This is a genomic window from Saccharomonospora sp. NPDC046836 (assembly GCF_040645195.1).
In the GTDB taxonomy this organism is placed as follows: Bacteria; Actinomycetota; Actinomycetes; order Mycobacteriales; family Pseudonocardiaceae; genus Prauserella_A.
The window spans coordinates 124168-144086 of the sequence record NZ_JBEYXW010000007.1; the positions used below are offsets into that span (position 1 = coordinate 124168).

The window sequence follows — 19919 nt, forward strand, 5'->3', positions numbered from 1 at the left end:
GTGACAGTCTGTGTTCGCTGACCTTCAGCCTCGTCGCTTGGTCGCATGGGGGCACCCTAGCGATCAGTGATCCGCGTCACTAGACCAAAAGGTTAGATTTCGGACTTCGGTACGAGCGCCAACTGGTCTGGATGAAATGCGTCTCGCTGCGGCGGCGGGAACCATGCCTCTGGCCGGTTGCTCTTGTACCGCCCCAGCGCCGTCAGGCTCAGCGGAGCAGTGAGGTCGGTGCCATAGGCCGCCGTTTCCGAGATCGGCACGAGGCGCAGACCTTCCGGCTCGACGCCGATGCCGATCGCCACCACGTAGGTGTCCGCCAGCCCGTCGGTGAAACCCGCCCACGCTCCGGCGAAACGCAACACCCTGGCGGGCACCGACGTGCCGTCGACGTCCCAGCGGACCCACGGCCACGCCGGGTACCGCTTCGCCTCCTGCTCGGCGTGCTCGACGAGTGATTGGATCAGCCCCTCTGGCCTCGGCACGGAACCATCCGGCAGGGTGAGGTTGACCAGGCCGAATGCGCCGCTGAAGGCCACCTCGGCCAGGGGATCGCCCCCGGTCGAGCACATGGTCTGGTCATAGCGTGCACGGGGCATGCTGCCGATCCGCACACCGCGCGTGCTGTCCCGTTCCCGGTGCCCCAGCCACAACGCCCATGGTGCGGCGTCTGGCACGCCCTCGAAGAAATCCACCCAGCGCGGGCCGCGAAATGTCTGGTCGAGCCCGTAAACGGTGAAGTCGACGGGTAACGATGCTTTGTCAGCAGCATCCGAGTTCACCTGAAAATAGTGCACGCTTCAATCCCGGTACGGCCTTATTGTTACCAAGCCGCAGCACTGGCGGCGTAGTGGCATCTTCGGCGATTGGACGGATCACAGTCGCCAGCGCCGGAACCCGCGCGTGGCCGAATTGTTTTCAAACGCCGCACGGGCGGCAAATCATTTACCGCTGACCGTAATCGCGGAGCCGTTCACCGGTGCGCTCGATCTCGGCCTGCGGCAGCAACCGCGGCTCGCCTGCGGAGCGGGCCAGCAGCCACAGCCGGCACAACCACTCCAGTTGCTGCGCCCGGTGGTAGGCATCGCGCAGGCCGGCGCCGTAGGTGATCGTGCCGTGGTTGGCGAGCAGGCAGCCACGGCGTCCCTCGATGGCGGCCAGCATGGCCGTGGCGAGCTCCTCCGTGCCGTAACCGGCGTAGTGGGCAACACGTACCGATGGGCCGATGAGAGCCACGAGGTAGTGCACCGGCGGCACCTCGTCGGCCACTGTGGACACCGCCGTGGCGTGCACGGAGTGGGTATGGACCACGGCGCTGATCGGGTGACCGTCCGGGTCCGTCGCCGCACGGTAGACGCGCAAGTGCATCGGCAGCTCACTGGTGGGCAGCAGCTGCCCGGCCACGGGGGTTCCGTCCAGGCCGACCACCGGGACGTCCGCGGGCCGCAGTTCGGCGTAGTCCACACCGGTCGGAGTCACCGCGAGGAGGTCACCCGCCCGGACAGACAGGTTCCCGGACGTGCCGACGACGAGCCCGTCGGCGACCATCCGGCGGGCGTACTCGCAGACGGCGGCTCGCTCGTCACCCAGCAGCATTCACCGATTGTGACGCGAAAGCGGTCGTGGAGCCGGGTAGGGCTCCACGACCGCTTGGAGGTCAACGGGGGGTCAGACAGGCTGCTTGACGGCAACCTCGGGTACGGAGCCGAGCCGCTCCAGCGCGTCCTGCAGAGCGGTGTGGCTGGCGGCGAGCCGGTCAGCCACAACGCTACGCAGCTCGAGCGCCTCGGTGCGGTTGGCGTTGGCGTCGGCGAGCTTGCTCTCCGCATCGGCGATCATGGCCTCCGCACGCTGCTTCGCATCGGCCTCGCGCTTGCCGGCGCGCTGCTCCGCCTCGGCGGTCTTGGCGGCGATCTCCTCGGCAGACTTCTTCTCGGCGGCTGCGACCTTCTCGGCCGACGTTTTCTCCGCCGCGGCGATCTCCTCGGCGGACTTCCGCTCGGCGGCTGCGACCTTGTCGACCGACGCCTTCTCCGCCGCCGCTACCTCGTCGGCGGACTTCCGCTCCGCCGCGATCCGTCGCTGCTCGGCCTCCTTGTCCAGCTGGTTGCGCTGCTGTTCGGACTCGGCAGCCAGCTGGCCGGCGTCCGCGCGTGCCTTGTCGCGGGTCTTCTCCGCGTAGGAATCGGCGGCGGACCTTGTCGCGGCGGCCTCGTCAGCGGCCTTCTTGCGCAGGTCGGCGATCTCCTCCTCGGCGAGCTGCATCATCGTCTTGACGCGCTCGCTCATCGCGGCCGGCCCGGACGGGTCCTCGACCATGCGGGTCAGGGCGGCCTTGGAATCCGCGAGCTCCGACTGGGCATAGCTCAGCGCTTTGGTGAGGTCGGCGACCGCGGCGGTCGCCTCGTCCCGGCTGCGGGCCGTCTGCCTGAGCTCGACGGAGACCTTCTTGACGTAGTCGTCGACCTGGACCTGGTCGTAACCACGGAAGACTGTCGTGAACGGGGTGGACTTCGTGGGGTTGGGGACTCCGGCTTCTGCCATTCGGCAACCTTAATGAGTCCACAGGCGGAATCCCATACCTCCAAACGGACGCTTTCTGTTCGCGACCGATACTGTGCGTGGAGCACAGGCCGCCGACGCCGGGAGGGGGTCCGAAATGGACGCGGTCCTGGACGATCTCGCCCAGCACTGGCCGCTGTACACCGCCATCCCGTTCGTCGCGGCGCTCATCGGGTACGTCACCAAGCGCGTGGCCATCGAGATGATGTTCCGGCCACTGGAGTGGACCGGGGTCAAGGGCACCTTCCTCGGCTGGCAGGGCGTGGTTCCCCGGCACGGCGGCCGGATGGCCGCGATCGCGACCGACCTGCTGACGGCGAACCTGCTCGACATCCGCGACGTCTTCGACAGGGTCGACGCCGACCGGATCGCCCGCGAGATCGAGCAGCCACTGCTGCGGGCCGTCGACAGCATCGCCCGCGACGTGCTCGCCGAGTACCACCCGCGCATGTGGGAGCGCCTGCCCGCGATGGCGCAGGAGCTCATCGTCAAGCAGCTCCAGGCATCGACGCCGCAGCTGGTCCGTCAGCTGATGGACGAGCTGCGCGAGAACCTGGACGACCTCCTCGACGTCAAGCACATGACCGTGCAGCGGCTGACCAAGGACAAGGCGCTGCTGGTCCGGCTGATCCGGGAGACCTCCCGGCCGGAGATGGCGTTCATCGCCCGCTCCGGCATCTACTTCGGCTTCGTCCTCGGCATCGTCCAGTCCATTGTCTGGGCGGTTACCAAGGAACCACTTGTGATGCCACTCTTCGGCGCCTGCATCGGGCTGTTCACCGACTGGCTCGCGATCAAGCTGATCTTCGTGCCCCGGGAGCCGATCCGGCTGTTCAACCGGTTCACGATCCAGGGCAGGTTCCAGCGGCGGCGCACCGAGGTGGCCAGGCAGTACGGCGAGCTGATCGCCCGTGAGCTGCTGACCGTGCCGAACCTGATGGAGGCGGTCCTGCGGGGTCCGCGCTCGGACCGGCTGATGGCCATGGTCCAGACGTTGGTCATCGAGGCGATCGACGAACAGGCCAACGCCGCGAAACCGCTCGTGAGCGTGGCCATCGGCCCGCAGCGGCTGGCGGAGATGAAACGTGCCGCGGCGGCGAAGGCGATCGAGCGGCTGCCCGGCACGATCCAGCCGGCCGAGGGCTACCTGACCAAGGCGATGGACGTGGCGAACATGGTCGAGGAACGGATGCTCAGGCTCACGCCGGTGCAGTACGAAGGGCTGCTGCGGCCCGCGTTCCGGCAGGACGAGTGGAAGCTGATCGCGGTCGGCGGCATCATCGGGTTCATCGTCGGTGAGCTACAGGTCCTGCTGCTGTTGCACTGATTGCTCAACGACGACTGTTTCAGCGAACGGATTCAGCAGGCGATGGCTCCGCAACCGATTCGGTGACCACCCGGCTTTGGCGGCCGCGGACGTAGGCGATGACCCGGCACACCAGGTAGATCGTGAACGAGATCGCGGTGACGAAGAAGCTGACGGGCGCGCCGGGCGCGAGCGAGAGGATGATCCCGCCCAGCGCCGCGACCTCCGCGAAGATCACCGCGAGCACGGTGGCCCGCAACGGGTTCGCGGTCAGCCGGGCAGCCGCGGCGGCCGGCGTCACCATGAGAGCCACCACCAGTAGTGCACCGACGATCTGCACTCCGAGCGCGGTCGCCACGCCGACGAGCACGGCGAACAGCACGCCGAGCGAGCGGGCCGGAACGCCCCGTGCCATGGCGACCGCCGGGTCGACGGAGGCGAACAGCAGCGGCCGGTACACGAGTGCGAGCACCGCCAGCACCACAACGGCCGCGACCACGAGCACGGTGAGGTTCTGCGGCTCGATCGCGACGATCTGCCCCACCAGGATGCCGAACTTGTTCGAGGCGCGGCCCGGATAGAACCAGAGCAGCAGCACGCCGAGACCGAGCCCGAACGACAGGATCACGCCGATCACCGAGTCGCGTTCGGACTCCCGGCCGCCGAGCAGGCCCAGCAGCAACGCGGCGACGAGGGCACCGGCGAGCGCACCGTAGCTGACCCCGATGCCGAGCAGGAGCGCGGCGGCGGCGCCGGTGAACGCCAGCTCGGCGGTGCCGTGCACGGCGAACGACATCCGCCTTGTCACGATCAGCGGCCCGAGCGCGCCGGCGACCAGCCCGAGCACGGCCGCCGCGAGCAGTGCCGTCTGCACGAAACCGAAACCGAGCAGGTTCGCGGTGAGTTCGAAGTCGAAGAGCTTATCCACGGGCAGGCCTCATGACACTCGTTCGCCAACGTGGTGGTGGATCTCGTCCTCACACAGTGCGCTCTGCGCGCCCGCGACGTGGATCTGCCCACCGACCTTGATCACCTCGACGCGGGTGCCGTACAGCTCCGACAGGGTCGCCGAGTTCATGACCTCGTCGGGAGTACCGATGCGGAAGTGACCGTTCACCAGGTACAGCACACGGTCCACATAGGAAAGGACCGGGTTGATCTCGTGGGTAACGAAGAGCACGGCGGTGTCGACTTCCTGCCGCCGCTTGTCGATCAGCTCGCTCACCACCTGCTGGTGCGTCAGGTCCAGCGACGCGAGCGGTTCGTCACAGAGCAGGACGTCGGGCTCACCGATCAGCGCCTGCGCGACCCGCAACCGCTGCTGCTCACCGCCGGAGAGCTTGCCGACGGGCGAGGCCGCATACGACTCGGCACCCACCGCCGCCACGGCCTCGGCGATCCGCCGCCTGCGCCTGCGCATGCCGAACAGGCCGACACCCCAGCGATCGCCGTCGAGGCCGAGCCCCACCAGGTCGACACCGCGGAGGGTGAGCTGCTCGTCGAGCGCGCGTTGCTGTGGCACGTAGCCGACCTTGTTGTTCCCACGCCCCGGCGGCTTACCCGCGACACTGACGGTGCCCGTGCTCAACGGCTGCAGGCCGAGCAGGACGCGCAGCAGGCTGGTCTTGCCGGAGCCGTTGGGCCCGAGTACGGCGAGGAACTCGCCGGGCCGCACGTCGAGATCGAGACCCGACCACAGGGTCCGTGCACCGAACCCCAGCGCCGCGTCGCGGATCTCGACGACTCCTCGACTCACTTGCTCAGTGCTCCCGCCAACGCATTCACCTGGCCACTCATCCACGCAATGTAGTCCGTCGTGCCTTCCGGCAACGTCTCGGTCACCTCGACCACCGGCACCCCCGCATCGCGTGCCGTGCCGATGACCTTCTCGGTCACCGGCGTCACTGTCTGGGTGTTGTTGACGACCGCCTGCACCTGCTTGCCCGACACCAGGTCGGTGACCTCCTGCTGTGCGGCGACCGGGACGTCGGTCTCGTTCTCGACGGCCTCTGCGAAGTCGTGCGGCGTCGCATCGGTGACTCCCGCGGCCTCCAGCAGGTAGTGCGCGATGGGTTCGGTGGCGACGACCTTCCTGCCCGGGTGGTCGGTGCCGATCTTGACGATCTGCGCCTCCAGCTCGTGGAGCTTCGCCGTGAACGCGCCCGCGTTGCCGGTGAACGTCTCGCGCTGGGCCGGGTCGATCTCGCCGAGCCGGGTGGCGACCTGGTCGGCTACCGCGGCGACGACGTGGGGGTCGTACCAGACGTGCTCGTTCACCCCGCCGTGGTCGTGCCCGCCCTCGCTACCGTGCGGTTGCTCCCCGTGTTCCGTCTCGCCCGTGAACGCCACGATCGGCTTCGCGCCGGTGACCTGCCCGGCGAGCTGGGCGAAGAAGTCGTCGTAGCCACCGCCGTTGTAGACGAGCAGCTGCGCCGACTGCACCTCGGCGGCGTCCACGGCGCTGGCCTGATACGAGTGCGGATCGGCGGAGGGATCGTTGACGATCGAGGTGACCTGTACGTGGTCACCGCCGACGGCGCGGACCACGCTGCCCCAGACGTTGGTCGACGCGACCACCGAGATCGCGCCGCCCGCGCCGGGCTGGGCAGCACCGCCGCCTCCGCACGCGGCCACTCCGAGAGCCAGTGCGACGAGCACCGGCGCCGTACCGAGCAGGCGCCTCGCGCGGCGAGAGTTCATCGACACACACTCCGTTGACAAGTCAGTCGGTCACGAACAGTAAGGATAATGGAAACCATTGTCGATTTGACCTTACCCCATCCGGTGACGGATCCACAGGTCAGCGACGCGCGTCACGACGGACCGTTAGGTGTGATGCAGATTGGGTGCAACTTCTGCATTTGCTTCTGAACCGTTACGGTTTGTTCATGAACCGGCCGATGCGAACCCGGCGGCAGGCCACTCTGGCGTCACTTGCCGCCGAGCTGGGCGTGTCCAGGACGACAGTGTCGAACGCCTACAACCGGCCGGATCAACTATCACCCGAGCTGCGCAAACGTGTGCTCGAAACGGCACGACGGCTCGGCTACCCCGGCCCCGACCCGGTCGCCAGGTCGCTTCGCACCCGCAAGGCGGGCGCGGTTGGCCTACTGCTGACCGAGAACCTGTCCTACGCCTTTCGTGACCCCGCGGCGATCGGGGTACTGGAAGGACTGGCGCTGGCCTGTGAGGACGCGGGCGTCGGCCTGCATCTCGTGCCCGCGAGCCCCGGCCGCGAGGACGTCGCCTCCGTGCACAGGGCGGGAGTCGACGGTTTCGTCGTCTATTCCGTCCCGGACGACGACCCGCACCTCGCTGCCGTGCTGCAGCGCCCGGTGCCCACCGTGATCGTCGACCAGCCGCAGATCGAGGGAGTCGACCGGGTCGGCCCTGACGACGACGCCGCGACCGTCGGCCTCGCCAACCACCTCGTGGGTCTCGGCCACCGCCAGATCGGTGTGCTGTGCATGCGGCTGGCTCGCGACCGCAACGACGACTTCGTGTCCATCTCGCGCCAGCAGCAGGCGCACTACCACGTTCAGCGCACTCGGCTGGCCGCGCTGGCGAGGACCTTCGAGGCCGCGGGCGTGTCCTGGCAGACCGTGCCGGTGGTGGAACGTTTCGAGCACAACGTGGACGACGGCGCCTCCGCCGCTCGCCAGCTGCTGGACACTCATCCGCGCGTGACGGCACTGATCTGCACCTCTGACATCCTCGCGCTTGGCGCACTCGCCGAGGCCGGCAGGCGTGGTCTGCGGGTACCGGCCGACCTGACGATCACCGGGTTCGACGGGATCGCCGAGGCCACCCGCGCCGGCCTGACGACCGTGCACCAGCCGGTACTCGAGAAGGGCAAAGCCGCTGGCAAGCTGCTGCTCGGCGCGAACGACCGGGTCGCCCCCAAGGTGATCACGCTGCCCACCGAACTGCGGGTGGGGACGACCTCCGCCCCACCGCGCACCGCCGAGGAACGCTGGTTCGGGCCGTAACCGCGTGGTGACGTTTCGCGCCTCGGGTTGTGCACCCGCGCGGACCGTGGTTCCAATGAACCCATGACGGCGATCGACCTGCTGCTCAAGCGCAACGAACAGCTCGGCAACGTGGTGCCGGGGGACCGTTCCTCACCCCGCCCATCACTACACGTCGCAATCCTGACATGTATGGACGCGCGCATCCGCGTGTTCGAGCTGTTCGGGCTGCTGCAGGGGGAATCCCATGTGCTGCGCAACGCGGGCGGGGTCGTGACCGACGACATGATCCGCTCGCTCGCGCTCAGCCAGCGCAAGCTCGGCACCCGCGAGGTGCTGATCGTGCAGCACACCGACTGCGGCCTCAACGCGGTGACCGAGGACGGCTTCAAGGACGAGCTCGAACAGGCCAGCGGGCTGCGGCCGCCCTGGGCCGTCGAGGCGTTCCGCGATGTCTCCGCCAACGTCCGGCAGTCGATCCGGCGGGTGCAGACCAGCCGGTTCCTGCCGCATACCGACCTGGTGCGTGGGTTCGTCTACAACGTGCACACCGGTTGGCTGACCGAGGTGTCGTAACCTCCGTGGCGTGCCCATCGACGCCGACACCCTGATCGATTGGTTCGACACCACCGGGCGAGACCTGCCATGGCGGCGCCAGGACTGCACCGCGTGGGGCGTGCTGGTCAGCGAGATCATGCTGCAGCAGACGCCCGTCGCCCGCGTGCAGCCGATCTGGGAGCAGTGGCTGAGCCGCTGGCCAGCCCCCTCGGCGCTGGCCGCCACGAGCCAGGGTGAGGTGCTGCGCGCCTGGGGCAAGCTCGGCTACCCGCGCCGGGCGCTGCGGCTGCATGCCGCGGCGGAGGTGATCGCGCGCGAGCACGATGACGTCGTGCCCGGCGACGTCGACACGTTGCTCGCGCTGCCAGGAATCGGGGCCTACACCGCCCGCGCCGTGGCGGCCTTCGCCTACGGCAAGCGGGCACCCGTCGTGGACACCAACGTGCGGCGGGTCGTCGCGCGGGCGGTGCACGGTGCCGGTGACGCCGGACCGCCGTCGACGACCCGCGACATGGCCGATGTCGAGGCCCTGCTGCCGGTCGCCGACGCGCATGCCGCGCGGTTCTCCGCCGCGCTGATGGAGCTGGGTGCCCTGGTCTGCACCGCACGCAGCCCCAGCTGCGCAGGCTGCCCGGTGGCCGCGGACTGCGCCTGGCAGCACGCGGGCAGGCCGGCCTACGCGGGACCGGCCAAGCCGGTGCAGAAGTTCGCCGGCACCGACCGGCAAGTGCGCGGCCTGCTGCTCGACGTGCTGCGCGGCACCAGCGAGCCGGTGGAGAAGGCGCGGCTCGACCTCGTGTGGGCGCAGGCGGGGCAGCGCGACCGGTGCCTTGACTCGTTACTGGTCGACGGTCTCGTCGAGCAGACCGACGATGGTCGATTCGCCCTGCCTGGCGAAAATTGAAACAATGGTTTCCTCGTCCGAACTGAGGGGGGAACCAAATGGGTTCACGGACAGGATTCAACCGTCGTGCATTGATCCGGGGTGGCCTCGCCGTGACCGCGGTGGGCGCGCTATCAGCCGTACCGGTGGGCATCGCGGGCGCCGCGACGCGCAGGGCACCCGAGCCGGTCATCTACCGGACCAGCGACTGGGGCGCCCGCGCACCGAGGGCGCCGATCGAGGTGCTGAACCGCAAACCGACCTACATCGTCGTGCACCACACGGTGGAACCCGGCAACAGCACGAACTATTCACGCCAGCGCGCGCTCCAGATCTCGCGTGACATCCAGAACTTCCACATGGACACCCGCGGCTGGATCGACTCGGGGCAGCAGTTCACCATCAGCCGTGGCGGCTACATCACCGAAGGCAGGCACCGCAGCTACGAAGCGCTGCGCAGCGGCAACCGGCACGTCATGGGCGCCAACGTCGGCAACCACAACAGCGAGGTCATCGGCATCGAGAACGAGGGCCTCTACACCAGCGTCGACGTGCCGGAGGCGCAGTGGGAATCGCTGGTACGAATGGTCGCCTACATCGCGAGCCAGTACGGAATCGCGCCCGAGTTCATCAGGGGACACCGCGATTTCATGACGACCCAGTGCCCGGGCGACATGCTGTACGCGCGGCTGCCCGAGCTGCGGGAAGCGGTCGGTGCCGAACTCGATCTGCCGGTTCGGGAGGCGGCGACCTGGCCGCTGCTGCGGCCCGGCGACACCGGCGAGAACGTCCGCATCGCCCAGCAGCTCCTGCGCGAGCAGGGCAACGACCTGGCTGTGGACGGGGTTTTCGGGCCGAGGACGCGGGATGCGGTGGCCACGTTCGCGGCGGCCAACGGCGTGCAGGCGGCGGCGTGCTCCGGCGCGGCGCATGCCGACGAACGGGGCTTGCTCGGCGCCGACATCTGGCCGCTGCTCGCCACGGGAACCGGCAGGCACGACCTCAGCGCCCGCCTCGTCAAGTCCGTTTAGCGAGCGAGAACGCCGGAAAGGAAGGCTTCGACGGCACCGCGATACTCATCGGGTGCGTCGTCGTGCACCACGTGACCGGCGCCCGCGACGACCACGTGCCTGCCGCCGGGGACCCGCGCGGCCAGCTCGGCCTGCTGGCCCGGCGGCATCGCCGTGTTCCCGGCCTCGACCACCAGCAGCGGGCAGCGCACTTTGTCCACATAGGACCAATAGTCGCGGCGGCCCCACTCCGCCGCGATTGCGTAGAGGTCGTTCAGGTCGGCGATCAGGTGGTAGCCGTCGGCGCGCTCCTCGACGCACTCGACGAAGTAGTCACCGGTGCTGCCGAAGAACTCGCGTACCTGCGCCAGCGACCGGAACGGCACCGGCCACGACTCGAAGTAGCCACGCCAGTCGTCGACGGTGCGGCCACGCTGGTCAGGCGCCATGTCCTCTACCACGACCGCATGCACCAGCTCCGGATACGTCGCGGCGAGCATCCACGCATGCAACCCACCCATCGAGTGCCCGATCACCACCGCGGGACCGGAGTCGAGCTCGGTCACGAGTTCGGCGACGTCGGTGGCGAACTCCTCGGTCGCCCAGCTCCCGTCGCGACGCGCCCGCCCGTGGCCGCGGGCGTCGAGGCCGACGACGTGCCCGTAGGCGGTGAGCCAGCTCGCGGCCCGCCACCAGGTGGTGGCCCTGCCCATGAGGCCGTGCAGTAGCACGATGGGCACGCCATGGCCACCGAAGTCGACGACGTCCTCACGTTGGCGCATCGATGTCACTCTTTCTTACGTGGGCTTACCGGCCCGGCGCGTAGGCTCTGCCCTCATGTTCAACCGCCGCGTGCGGACGCTCCTGCTCGGAAGTCTGGTCTGCACACTAGTTGCCTGCACCGCAACCGAACCCGCGCCGCCGCAGCGGCAGCCGCCGAGTTCGCCGAGCATCGCGCCGGGCGCAGCGGGCATCGGTGACAAGTACTACCCCAACGACGGGAACGGCGGCTACGACGTCACCGGTTACGACGTGTCGGTGTCCTACGACCCGGCCACCGGGCGCCTCGAGGGCGACACCACCGTCACGGCGCGCGCCACCCAGCAGCTGCAGCAGTTCAACCTCGACCTGCGCGGCTTCACGGTGACCTCGGTGGACATCGACGGCGCGCGGGCGGAGTTCTCCCGCCAAGGCGACGCCGAGCTCGTGATCACCGCGCCGCGTGCCCTCGCCAAGGACAGCACGTTCAGCGCACGCGTGCACTACAACGGGGAGCCGGTGTCCGTCACCAGCGCGCAGCTTGGCACCAACGGCTGGCAACGCAGCAGTACCGGCGGCGCCTTCGCACTCGGCGAACCGCAGTCCGCCGCGTTCTGGTACCCGGTCAACGAGCACCCTCGCGACAAGGCGACGTTCCGGCTCACCGCCCGTGTCCCCGAGGGCTGGAATGCGGTGTCGATCGGCAGGCTCGAGAACACCACCACCGCGAACGGCTGGACAACGACGACGTGGACCGAGCCCAACCCGGTGGCGAGCTACCTGACCACGGTGGCGATCGACCGGTTCACCATCGAGCGAGGGCGACTCGCCGACGGCACACCGGTGGTCAACGCGTTCGCACCGGGCACCGACGCCGTCCGGGGCGATGCCCGCAGGCTGGGCGAGATCATCGATTTCCTGGCGGGCAAGTTCGGCGAGTATCCCGCCAGTACCGCGGGCGGCATCTACCTCGGTGAGAACATCGGCTACTCGCTGGAGACCCAGGGAAGGCCCACCTACACGCGCTCGGCCGACCTCGAGACGATCGTGCACGAGCTGGCACACCAGTGGTACGGCAACTCGGTGTCGGTCGAATCGTGGGCCGACATCTGCCTCAACGAGTGTCTGGCCAGCTACTCGCAGTGGTTGTGGGCCGAGGGCAAGCAGCGTGACAATCTCGACGCCCGCTACCAGCGCGCCATCGACCAACTGCACGACAACGCGGGGTTCTGGGCACCGCGGCTGTACGACATGGGCACCGGCAACGAGTTCGAGGGCGTCTACAACAAGGGCATTCTCGCCATCCACGCCCTGCGCAGGCAGATCGGCGAGGCGGACTTCAACAGGGTGCTCCGGGAATGGCCTGCCAGGCACCGGGACGGCAACGCGAGCTGGCCGGACTTCGAGCGCTTCGTCACCGACATCTCCGGCCAGAACCTGCGCGGCTTCTTCGACGCCTGGTTCCGCGGCACCGAGCGGCCCGCCGACGAGTACCTCTACCCCGGTTCGCTCGGCCGCTAGGTTCTAGGCTGGGGCCATGGCAGTTGTGAAGATCAACGCGATCGAGGTCCCCGAAGGCGCAGGTCCGGAGCTGGAGAAACGCTTCGCCGCGCGATTGCACGCGGTCGACTCGCAGCCGGGTTTCCTCGGCTTCGAGCTCCTTCGCCCGGTGTCCGGCGAGAACCGCTACTTCGTCTACACGAAGTGGGAGTCCGAGGAGGACTTCCAGGCGTGGGCGCAGGGGCCCTCGCGCGAGGCACACTCCGGTGAGCGCGCCAAGCCGGTCGCCAGCGGAGCGAGCCTGCTGGAGTTCGAGGTCGTGCAGAGCTCGGTGCCGAAGCAGGAGTGAGCCGGGAGCTCGACCACGCGGCCGAGCTCATCTCGGCCGCCGGCGCCCTGCTCGTGTGCGCGGGCGCGGGGATGGGCGTGGATTCGGGCCTCCCCGACTTCCGGGGTGACCACGGATTCTGGCGGGCGTACCCGCCGTATGCCAGGCTCGGCCTCCGTTTCGCCGAACTCGCCGACCCGGCACACTTCGCTGCCGATCCCGAGCTGGCCTGGGGCTTCTACGGGCACCGCCTCGATCTGTACCGGCGCACCGTGCCGCATGCCGGTTTCACCGTGCTGCGGGAGTGGGGCGCGGCGCTGCCCGGCGGGGTGCAGGTGTTCACGTCTAACGTGGACGGGCAGTTCCAGCGCGCCGGTTTCCCCGCGGTCGCCGAGGTACACGGCTCGATTCACCACCTGCAGTGCTTCGCGGGTTGCCACGACGGCAGCTGGCCCATTGGCGAGATGTCCGTGAGCGTGGACGCGGCGACGATGCGGGCCGTGCCACCGTTGCCCACGTGCCCGCGCTGCGGTGGCCTGGCGCGGCCCAACATCCTCATGTTCGGCGACCTCGACTGGGTCCCCGGCCGATCCCAGCGCCAGCTGGTCGCTTTGCGCGAGTGGCGCCGGGACCGGCAGAACGTGGTCGTCGTCGAGATCGGCGCGGGTCTTGCCGTACCCACCGTGCGCAGGCAGGCGGAGCTCGCGAGCGCAGCGACCGGGGCGCTGATCCGTATCAACCCACGCGAACCGCAGGTACGGCATGGCCGCGGGGTCCCGCTGGCCCTCGGCGCACTCGACGCGCTGGCCCAGCTCGACGCACGGCTGCAGCAACAGAGGCCGCGACGCTAGGCTCGTCGCCGACGACGGAAGCGACAGGGGGATGTCGATGACGATCCTGGTTACCGGAGCAACCGGCAACATCGGCCGCATGGTCGTCGACCAGCTGCTGGCGCGCGGGGAACGGCACATCCGGGCGCTGACCAACAATCCCGTGAAGGCCGCGCTGCCGCCGACTGTCGAGGTGGCCGAGGGGTACCTGCGCAGGGTGGACACGCTGCCCGCGGCGTTCAAAGGCGTCTCGAAGGTCTATCTCGCACCGACGCCCGAAACGGTGCAGGAGGTCCTCCGGCTGGCACGCGAGGCAGGCGTGCAGCACATTGTCGATCTCTCCGGTGAGCCGGACAGCTGGTGGGGAACGGTCAACACTGCCGTGGAGGAGTCCGGCCTCGCCTGGACGCACCTGTGGCCAGGCGACTTCATGGAGAACTCGCTGATGTGGGCCGAGCAGATCCGCCGCACCGGAGCCGTTCGGGAACCGAATCCCGACGCCGCGAGCGCACCGATCGCAATGGACGACATTGCCGCCGTCGCAGCAACCGCGTTGCTGGATGACACCCACCGGGGTCGTGCCTACTCGCTGACGGGGCCGGAGACGTTGACCCGCACCCAGCTCCTGGCGAGCATCAGCGCGGCACTCGGCCGCGACATACCGTTCGTGACAGCGACACCCGCCGAGACCGTGGCAGCGCTGGCACCCGCGATGGGCGAGAACACCGAGTGGTACGTCAACAACGTGCTCGCCTTGTTCGACAACGGTGGGCTCCACGCCAACCGTGCCGTCGAGGACATCACCGGCCGCCCCGCGACGCGGTTCGCCGACTGGGCGCGCACGCACGCCGGCGAGTTCAGCTGAGCGAATAGTGGCACGTTCAGCAGGCTGAATACAGCGGCGCCCCCGTGGGGATTCCCACGGGGGCGCCGTCTTCATCCGGTTCTGGATTATTCGGCCTCGGCCTCGCCGGCGTCGTCGCCACTGGCGGCGGCGACGCTCACCGGAGGAGCGTCGGGCACGTCCATCGGCTTCGCCTCACCGCGGAAGACGAACTTGGCCTGGTCGTCGCGCTCGTCGCCGACCTCCCAGCCCTCGACGTCCACGATGATGATCTGGCCGGCCTGCACCTCGCCGAACAGGATCTTCTCGGACAGCTGGTCCTCGATCTCCCGCTGGATGGTGCGGCGCAGCGGACGGGCACCGAGCACCGGGTCGAAGCCACGCTTGGCGAGCAGCGCCTTGGCCCGCTCGGTCAGCTCCAGCTCCATGTCCTTCGCCTTCAGCTGGGTCTCCACCCGGGACACCATCAGGTCCACCATCTCGATGATCTGCTCTTGAGTGAGCTGATGGAAGACGATGATGTCGTCGATCCGGTTGAGGAACTCCGGCCGGAAGTGCTTCTTCATCTCCTCGTTGACCTTCTGCTTCATCTTCTCGTACCGCGATCCCTCGTCGGCACCGGAAGAGAAGCCGAGGCTCACGGACTTGGAGATGTCCGCCGTGCCCAGGTTCGAGGTGAAGATCAACACCGTGTTCTTGAAGTCGACCGTGCGGCCCTGACCGTCGGTGAGCCTGCCGTCCTCCAACACCTGCAGCAGCGTGTTGTAGATCTCCTGGTGGGCCTTCTCGATCTCGTCGAACAGGACCACGGAGAACGGCTTGCGGCGAACCTTCTCGGTGAGCTGGCCGCCCTCCTCGTAGCCGACGTAGCCCGGAGGGGCACCGAAGAGCCGCGAGGCGGTGTAGCGGTCATGGAACTCGCCCATGTCGATCTGGATGAGCGCGTCGTCCTCGCCGAACAGGAAGTTCGCCAGCGCCTTTGACAGCTCGGTCTTACCGACACCGGACGGACCGGCGAAGATGAACGAACCGGACGGGCGCTTCGGGTCCTTCAGGCCGGCACGGGTACGGCGGATGGCCTGCGACACGGCCTTGACCGCATCCTCCTGGCCGATGATCCGCTTGTGCAGCTCGGCCTCCATGCGGAGCAGACGGGTGGTCTCCTCCTCGGTGAGCTTGAACACCGGGATACCGGTCCAGTTGGCGAGGACCTCGGCGATCTGCTCGTCGTCGACCTCTGCGACGACGTCCAGGTCACCGTCCTTCCACTGCTTCTCCCGCTCGGACTTCTGGCCGAGAAGCGTCTTCTCCTCGTCCCGCAGGCGCGCCGCGCGCTCGAAGTCCTGCGCGTCGATGGCCGACTCCTTCTCCCTGCGCACGTCGGCGATCTTCTCGTCGAACTCGCGCAGGTCGGGCGGAGCGGTCATCCGGCGGATCCGCATCCGGGCACCGGCCTCGTCGATCAGGTCGATCGCCTTGTCCGGCAGGAACCGGTCGTTGATGTAGCGGTCCGCGAGCGTCGCGGCGGCCACCAGCGCCGAGTCGGTGATCGACACGCGGTGGTGCGCCTCGTACCGGTCACGCAGGCCCTTGAGGATCTCGATCGTGTGCTCGAGCGACGGCTCGCCGACCTGGATCGGCTGGAAGCGGCGCTCCAGCGCGGCGTCCTTCTCGATGTACTTGCGGTACTCCTCGAGAGTGGTCGCGCCGATCGTCTGCAGCTCACCACGCGCCAGCATCGGCTTGAGGATGCTGGCCGCGTCGATCGCGCCCTCGGCGGCACCGGCACCGACGAGCGTGTGCAGCTCGTCGATGAACAGGATGATGTCGCCGCGAGTCTTGATCTCCTTGAGCACCTTCTTCAGACGCTCTTCGAAGTCACCGCGGTACCGGGAGCCCGCCACGAGCGAACCGAGGTCCAGCGTGTAGAGCTGCTTGTCCTTCAGCGTCTCGGGCACCTCGCCCTTGACGATGTTCTGTGCCAGCCCCTCGACGACGGCCGTCTTGCCGACGCCCGGCTCGCCGATCAGGACCGGGTTGTTCTTGGTGCGGCGCGACAGCACCTGCATGACGCGCTCGATCTCCTTGCTGCGACCGATGACCGGGTCGAGCTTGCCCTCCCGCGCGGAGGCGGTGAGGTTGCGACCGAACTGGTCCAGCACGAGCGAGGACGACGGGGTGCCTTCGCCACGGCCGCTGCCTGCCTCGGCCGGCTCCTTGCCCTGGTAGCCGGACAGCAGCTGCAGCACCTGCTGGCGAACTCGGTTGAGGTCGGCGCCGAGCTTGACGAGCACCTGCGCCGCCACGCCCTCACCCTCGCGGATGAGGCCGAGCAGGATGTGCTCCGTGCCGATGTAGTTGTGGCCGAGCTGCAGCGCCTCGCGCAGCGACAGCTCCAGCACCTTCTTGGCACGCGGCGTGAAGGGGATGTGCCCGCTCGGGGCCTGCTGCCCCTGGCCGATGATCTCCTCGACCTGCTGGCGGACGCCCTCCAGCGCGATACCCAACGACTCGAGCGCCTTGGCGGCGACACCCTCACCCTCGTGGATAAGACCCAGGAGGATGTGTTCGGTGCCGATGTAGTTGTGGTTGAGCATCCGGGCCTCTTCTTGGGCCAGGACAACCACCCGCCTCGCGCGGTCGGTGAACCTTTCGAACATTCCCACTCCCTCGACTGCTGCGCCGGCGGCCCGATCTCGTCAGCAACGTTGATTCGATTCCGATGACGAGTTCGGCACCGTGAGACCACTGTAGTAGCCAAGCGCACGTGCTCGCGTAGCACTACGGCGGAATGTGCCCTGCTCCGGACAGCCTTGTAAACGGCTCGCGACCAGCCACACAGTCGATTTGTTGCTGGCTGTTGACGTCTGGAACAACGCACGACACCCCGTCGTGATTCCACTGGGTTGTTCTTGTCCGCTCCTCGCGAACACGATCAGCCGGCGACGTCCCACGAACGGGGCTCCCCACTGGCGAATGCCGGAAACAGGGCTAAGGTAAGGCATCCCTAATCGCCTGATTGGAGCAGTGGAGGCTAGGCGTGACCGTCGATCGGTCGGTGCGTGATACTCGACACACCCGTGCCCGCCAGGGCGCGCTCGCCGGTTCGCTCGCCCGGATCACCGGGCTCCAGCAGCGCGTCGAACTCCGCACCGACCTGCCGGCCACGAGCTGGCAACGGTGTTCCGAGCTGCTCACCGATCCCCGGCACCTCGTGCGCTGGCAGCACCGGCTGACCGACTGGCTACGAGCCGAATACGGCGCGGCTCCCGCCCGCACGACGGCCAGTTACGTCATGTCGTGGTACCTGCGCGTGCCCGCCTATCTCGGCGCACTGCTGCTCCACCACGAGCGCCGGGTGCCCATGCTGCGCCCCGAGGACCTGGCAGTTCGCGTCGCGGCGGAGGGACGGCCAGAACCCGATGGCATCGCGTTGCTCGGCGAGCGGTTCTACTGCCTGCCGCTCGATCCCGGCGCGGCTCGGCCGGAGGCGACCGTCGTGGCCGACGAGCGGGCACTCGCCGCAGTTCTGCGCGCCCGCTACACGGCTCACGCAGCGCAGTTCGTGCGTACCTACAGCCAGCTCAGCCCGCTCGGCGCCCGGATGCTGTGGGCCGGTGCGACCGATGTGCTCGACGCGTCCCTGTGGTGGGCCGGCCTCGACGGCGGCGACGAAGGGGCAGGCGTTGCCGACGCCGCACTCGTGCTCGAATCCCGGTTCGCGCCGCTGACCTCGGCCTCGACACTGTGCATGGCCACAGCCAAGGACGGCAGCCGCGGATGGAGCCGGCTCCGGCAGAGCTGCTGCTTCACCTACCTGCTCCCCGGCCGGACCGAATGCGACGGCTGCCCCCGACGCCGCCGGCAACGAACCTGACTAAAGCGCCCCCATTAGCACCTTCAAGCGGCGGGTGCCCAGGCTGGGTCCCTGCCGGAAAGGGCTAGTACCTGCTCCAGCTCACCCGCTGACTCGGCGATCGGCACCGCCGGGCCGAAGACCTTCATCTGGCGGCCCTGCTCGCCCAGGTGCCGCATGATCTCCGTGAGCGCCGCGGCCACCTGCGCGTCACAGTGGAACTCCTGCCCGGTGGCCTTCGCGAGGTCCCAGCCGTGGATCACCAGCTCACACAGCACCATCTGGCCGATCATCGCCGCTGGCACGTCACCGGCGCTCATCCTGGTGGTGCCCTGCCAGGCGTCGGCGGTGCCGAGCGCATCCGTGAGATCGCCGATCTGCCCGAGCAACCGCTGCCGCCAGTCACCGGTCACCAGACCGGCGCTCTCCTCACCACCGTCCTTGCGGTGGAGCGGGCTCCCTGCGCGCGGCGGCGAGGAGCCGGGGAGCCCAGTAGAGCAGGTGGTTCAGCAGCCCTCGCACGTCGTATTCGGCGCAGGGGGTGGGGTCGTCGAGCCGTTCGGCAGGCAGGCCGCGCACCACATCCCGGAACGGCACAGCGGCGGTACGGACGGTTTCTGGCAAGTCGGACATGGCGGAATTCCAGCCGATCCGGCTTCGGTTCGTCTTGAAGAAAAACGTCAGCGGGCGACGTTATGGTGCTCGGCGTGGTGCGAATTCCCCAGGGCATCCTGGCCGAGCGGCTGGCGGCGCCCCGGTTCGAGCTGACGAGGCACGAACCGGCGGCACCGCTGCGTCCCTTCATCGAGTACTACTGGATCGTGCGGTGGGACCTGCGCGGGCAGCCGCCGCACGAGCAGCGGGTGCTGCCGAACCTGTCGGTGCACACCGCGTTCTCGCGCAACGCATCCGGCGTGTGGGGGCCGAGCCGCGAGGTGTTCTCCTACCTGCTCGACGGCAAGGACCAGGTGCTCGGCGTCCGGTTCCGGCCAGGGTGCTGCCGCTCGTTTCTGGGCAGACCACTGACGAAACTGGCCGGCCGCGCGCTGCCACTGGTGGAGGTCTTCGGCCCGGCGGCGGAGCAGGCGCAGACCGCGATACGGCACGCGGACACCACCGGCGAGATGGTGACGATCGTCGACGAGCTGCTGTGCGCGGACGTCCCGGCGCTGACCGCCGCGGAGGTCCGCGCCCGGGATGCGGTGGCGCTCATCGCGAGTGACCCCACGTTGACCCGGGTGGGCGATCTCGCGACGGCGACCGGAATGCCCGTGCGGACCTTGCAGCGACTGTTCACCGAACACGTCGGGGTGAACCCGAAGTGGGCGATCCAGGTGTACCGGCTCAACGACGCCGCCGCGCGGATCGCCGCCAACCCGCATCTGCACCACGCCGCACTCGCACACGAACTCGGCTACAGCGATCAGGCGCACTTCGTGCGCGACTTCACAGCCGTCGCCGGCATCCCGCCCGCGCGTTACGCGCAGAAAACCGAAGCGGCCCCCCGGTAAGGAAATC

Annotated in this window: 21 protein-coding genes; 11 read left to right on the forward strand and 10 right to left on the reverse strand. The window is 68.6% G+C overall.

What is annotated here, in order from left to right:
- Window positions 1-92: 92 nt before the first annotated feature.
- From ABZ863_RS11850 to ABZ863_RS11860, 3 genes are all read right to left on the reverse strand, one after another.
- Entirely contained in the window at window positions 93-779 is a 687-nt protein-coding gene (locus ABZ863_RS11850) for a hypothetical protein (protein ID WP_358534246.1), read from the reverse strand.
- A gap of 163 nt (window positions 780-942) precedes the next feature.
- Entirely contained in the window at window positions 943-1593 is a 651-nt protein-coding gene (locus tag ABZ863_RS11855; RefSeq protein WP_358534248.1) for a class II aldolase/adducin family protein, read from the reverse strand.
- Between the two features lie 72 nt (window positions 1594-1665).
- Window positions 1666-2541 carry a DivIVA domain-containing protein gene (locus ABZ863_RS11860; protein ID WP_358534250.1) on the reverse strand — a complete coding sequence of 292 codons (876 nt, stop codon included), beginning with the start codon at window positions 2539-2541 and terminating at the stop codon, window positions 1666-1668.
- Window positions 2542-2656: 115 nt separating this feature from the next.
- On the opposite strand from ABZ863_RS11860, the gene ABZ863_RS11865 reads away from it, so the two are divergent.
- Window positions 2657-3886, forward strand: coding sequence for a DUF445 domain-containing protein (locus ABZ863_RS11865; RefSeq protein ID WP_358534252.1), 1230 nt, complete (start codon window positions 2657-2659; stop codon window positions 3884-3886).
- A gap of 19 nt (window positions 3887-3905) precedes the next feature.
- Here the strand turns inward: ABZ863_RS11865 and ABZ863_RS11870 are convergent, their stop codons facing one another.
- From ABZ863_RS11870 to ABZ863_RS11880, 3 genes are read right to left on the reverse strand one after another with little or no spacing between them, the layout of a single operon-like run.
- Window positions 3906-4793 carry a metal ABC transporter permease gene (locus tag ABZ863_RS11870; protein ID WP_358534254.1) on the reverse strand — a complete coding sequence of 296 codons (888 nt, stop codon included), beginning with the start codon at window positions 4791-4793 and terminating at the stop codon, window positions 3906-3908.
- Between the two features lie 9 nt (window positions 4794-4802).
- Complete coding sequence (locus tag ABZ863_RS11875) at window positions 4803-5621, reverse strand: metal ABC transporter ATP-binding protein (RefSeq protein WP_358534256.1); 819 nt, start codon at window positions 5619-5621, stop codon at window positions 4803-4805.
- On the reverse strand, window positions 5618-6565 hold the full coding sequence (locus ABZ863_RS11880) for a zinc ABC transporter substrate-binding protein (protein ID WP_358534258.1): 948 nt from the start codon (window positions 6563-6565) through the stop codon (window positions 5618-5620). Before ABZ863_RS11880 ends, ABZ863_RS11875 begins: the two co-directional genes overlap by 4 nt.
- 188 nt (window positions 6566-6753) lie before the next feature.
- Here ABZ863_RS11880 and ABZ863_RS11885 point away from each other — a divergent pair, with 188 nt between their 5' ends.
- From ABZ863_RS11885 to ABZ863_RS11900, 4 genes are all read left to right on the forward strand, one after another.
- Window positions 6754-7854 carry a LacI family DNA-binding transcriptional regulator gene (locus ABZ863_RS11885; RefSeq protein ID WP_358534260.1) on the forward strand — a complete coding sequence of 367 codons (1101 nt, stop codon included), beginning with the start codon at window positions 6754-6756 and terminating at the stop codon, window positions 7852-7854.
- Between the two features lie 63 nt (window positions 7855-7917).
- Window positions 7918-8409, forward strand: a complete 492-nt coding sequence (locus ABZ863_RS11890; protein WP_358534262.1) for a carbonic anhydrase — start codon at window positions 7918-7920, stop codon at window positions 8407-8409.
- A 10-nt stretch (window positions 8410-8419) separates the two neighbouring features.
- Window positions 8420-9295, forward strand: coding sequence for an A/G-specific adenine glycosylase (locus ABZ863_RS11895; RefSeq protein ID WP_358534264.1), 876 nt, complete (start codon window positions 8420-8422; stop codon window positions 9293-9295).
- A gap of 38 nt (window positions 9296-9333) precedes the next feature.
- Window positions 9334-10305, forward strand: a complete 972-nt coding sequence (locus ABZ863_RS11900; RefSeq protein ID WP_358534266.1) for an N-acetylmuramoyl-L-alanine amidase — start codon at window positions 9334-9336, stop codon at window positions 10303-10305.
- Here the strand turns inward: ABZ863_RS11900 and ABZ863_RS11905 are convergent.
- Complete coding sequence (locus tag ABZ863_RS11905; protein ID WP_358534268.1) at window positions 10302-11066, reverse strand: alpha/beta hydrolase; 765 nt, start codon at window positions 11064-11066, stop codon at window positions 10302-10304. The genes ABZ863_RS11900 and ABZ863_RS11905 overlap by 4 nt on opposite strands.
- Before the next feature lie 55 nt (window positions 11067-11121).
- Between ABZ863_RS11905 and ABZ863_RS11910 the strand changes: the two genes are divergently transcribed.
- Genes ABZ863_RS11910 through ABZ863_RS11925 form a run of 4 tightly spaced genes read left to right on the forward strand, consistent with a single transcriptional unit; the run spans window position 11122 to window position 14566 of the window.
- Complete coding sequence (locus ABZ863_RS11910; protein ID WP_358534270.1) at window positions 11122-12564, forward strand: M1 family metallopeptidase; 1443 nt, start codon at window positions 11122-11124, stop codon at window positions 12562-12564.
- A 16-nt stretch (window positions 12565-12580) separates the two neighbouring features.
- Window positions 12581-12892, forward strand: coding sequence for an antibiotic biosynthesis monooxygenase (locus tag ABZ863_RS11915; RefSeq protein WP_358534272.1), 312 nt, complete (start codon window positions 12581-12583; stop codon window positions 12890-12892).
- Window positions 12889-13722 (forward strand): Sir2 family NAD-dependent protein deacetylase, encoded by an 834-nt coding sequence (locus ABZ863_RS11920; protein WP_358534274.1) that lies wholly within the window; start codon window positions 12889-12891, stop codon window positions 13720-13722. Before ABZ863_RS11915 ends, ABZ863_RS11920 begins: the two co-directional genes overlap by 4 nt.
- Before the next feature lie 37 nt (window positions 13723-13759).
- The gene (locus ABZ863_RS11925) at window positions 13760-14566 is read left to right on the forward strand and encodes an NAD(P)H-binding protein (RefSeq protein ID WP_358534276.1); all 807 of its coding nucleotides are present in this window, start codon (window positions 13760-13762) and stop codon (window positions 14564-14566) included.
- An 86-nt stretch (window positions 14567-14652) separates the two neighbouring features.
- Here ABZ863_RS11925 and ABZ863_RS11930 read toward each other — a convergent pair whose 3' ends face one another.
- Complete coding sequence (locus ABZ863_RS11930) at window positions 14653-17205, reverse strand: ATP-dependent Clp protease ATP-binding subunit (protein ID WP_358534278.1); 2553 nt, start codon at window positions 17203-17205, stop codon at window positions 14653-14655.
- 380 nt (window positions 17206-17585) lie between these two features.
- On the opposite strand from ABZ863_RS11930, the gene ABZ863_RS11935 reads away from it, so the two are divergent.
- Entirely contained in the window at window positions 17586-18422 is an 837-nt protein-coding gene (locus tag ABZ863_RS11935) for a (2Fe-2S)-binding protein (RefSeq protein ID WP_358534280.1), read from the forward strand.
- 23 nt (window positions 18423-18445) lie between these two features.
- On the opposite strand, the gene ABZ863_RS11940 is transcribed toward ABZ863_RS11935, so the two are convergent.
- Window positions 18446-18814, reverse strand: coding sequence for a TIGR03086 family metal-binding protein (locus ABZ863_RS11940; RefSeq protein ID WP_358534282.1), 369 nt, complete (start codon window positions 18812-18814; stop codon window positions 18446-18448).
- Between the two features lie 16 nt (window positions 18815-18830).
- Window positions 18831-19034, reverse strand: a complete 204-nt coding sequence (locus tag ABZ863_RS11945) for a maleylpyruvate isomerase N-terminal domain-containing protein (RefSeq protein WP_358534284.1) — start codon at window positions 19032-19034, stop codon at window positions 18831-18833.
- A 74-nt stretch (window positions 19035-19108) separates the two neighbouring features.
- Between ABZ863_RS11945 and ABZ863_RS11950 the strand changes: the two genes are divergently transcribed.
- Complete coding sequence (locus ABZ863_RS11950) at window positions 19109-19912, forward strand: helix-turn-helix domain-containing protein (protein ID WP_358534286.1); 804 nt, start codon at window positions 19109-19111, stop codon at window positions 19910-19912.
- The last annotated feature ends 7 nt before the right edge of the window (window positions 19913-19919 follow it).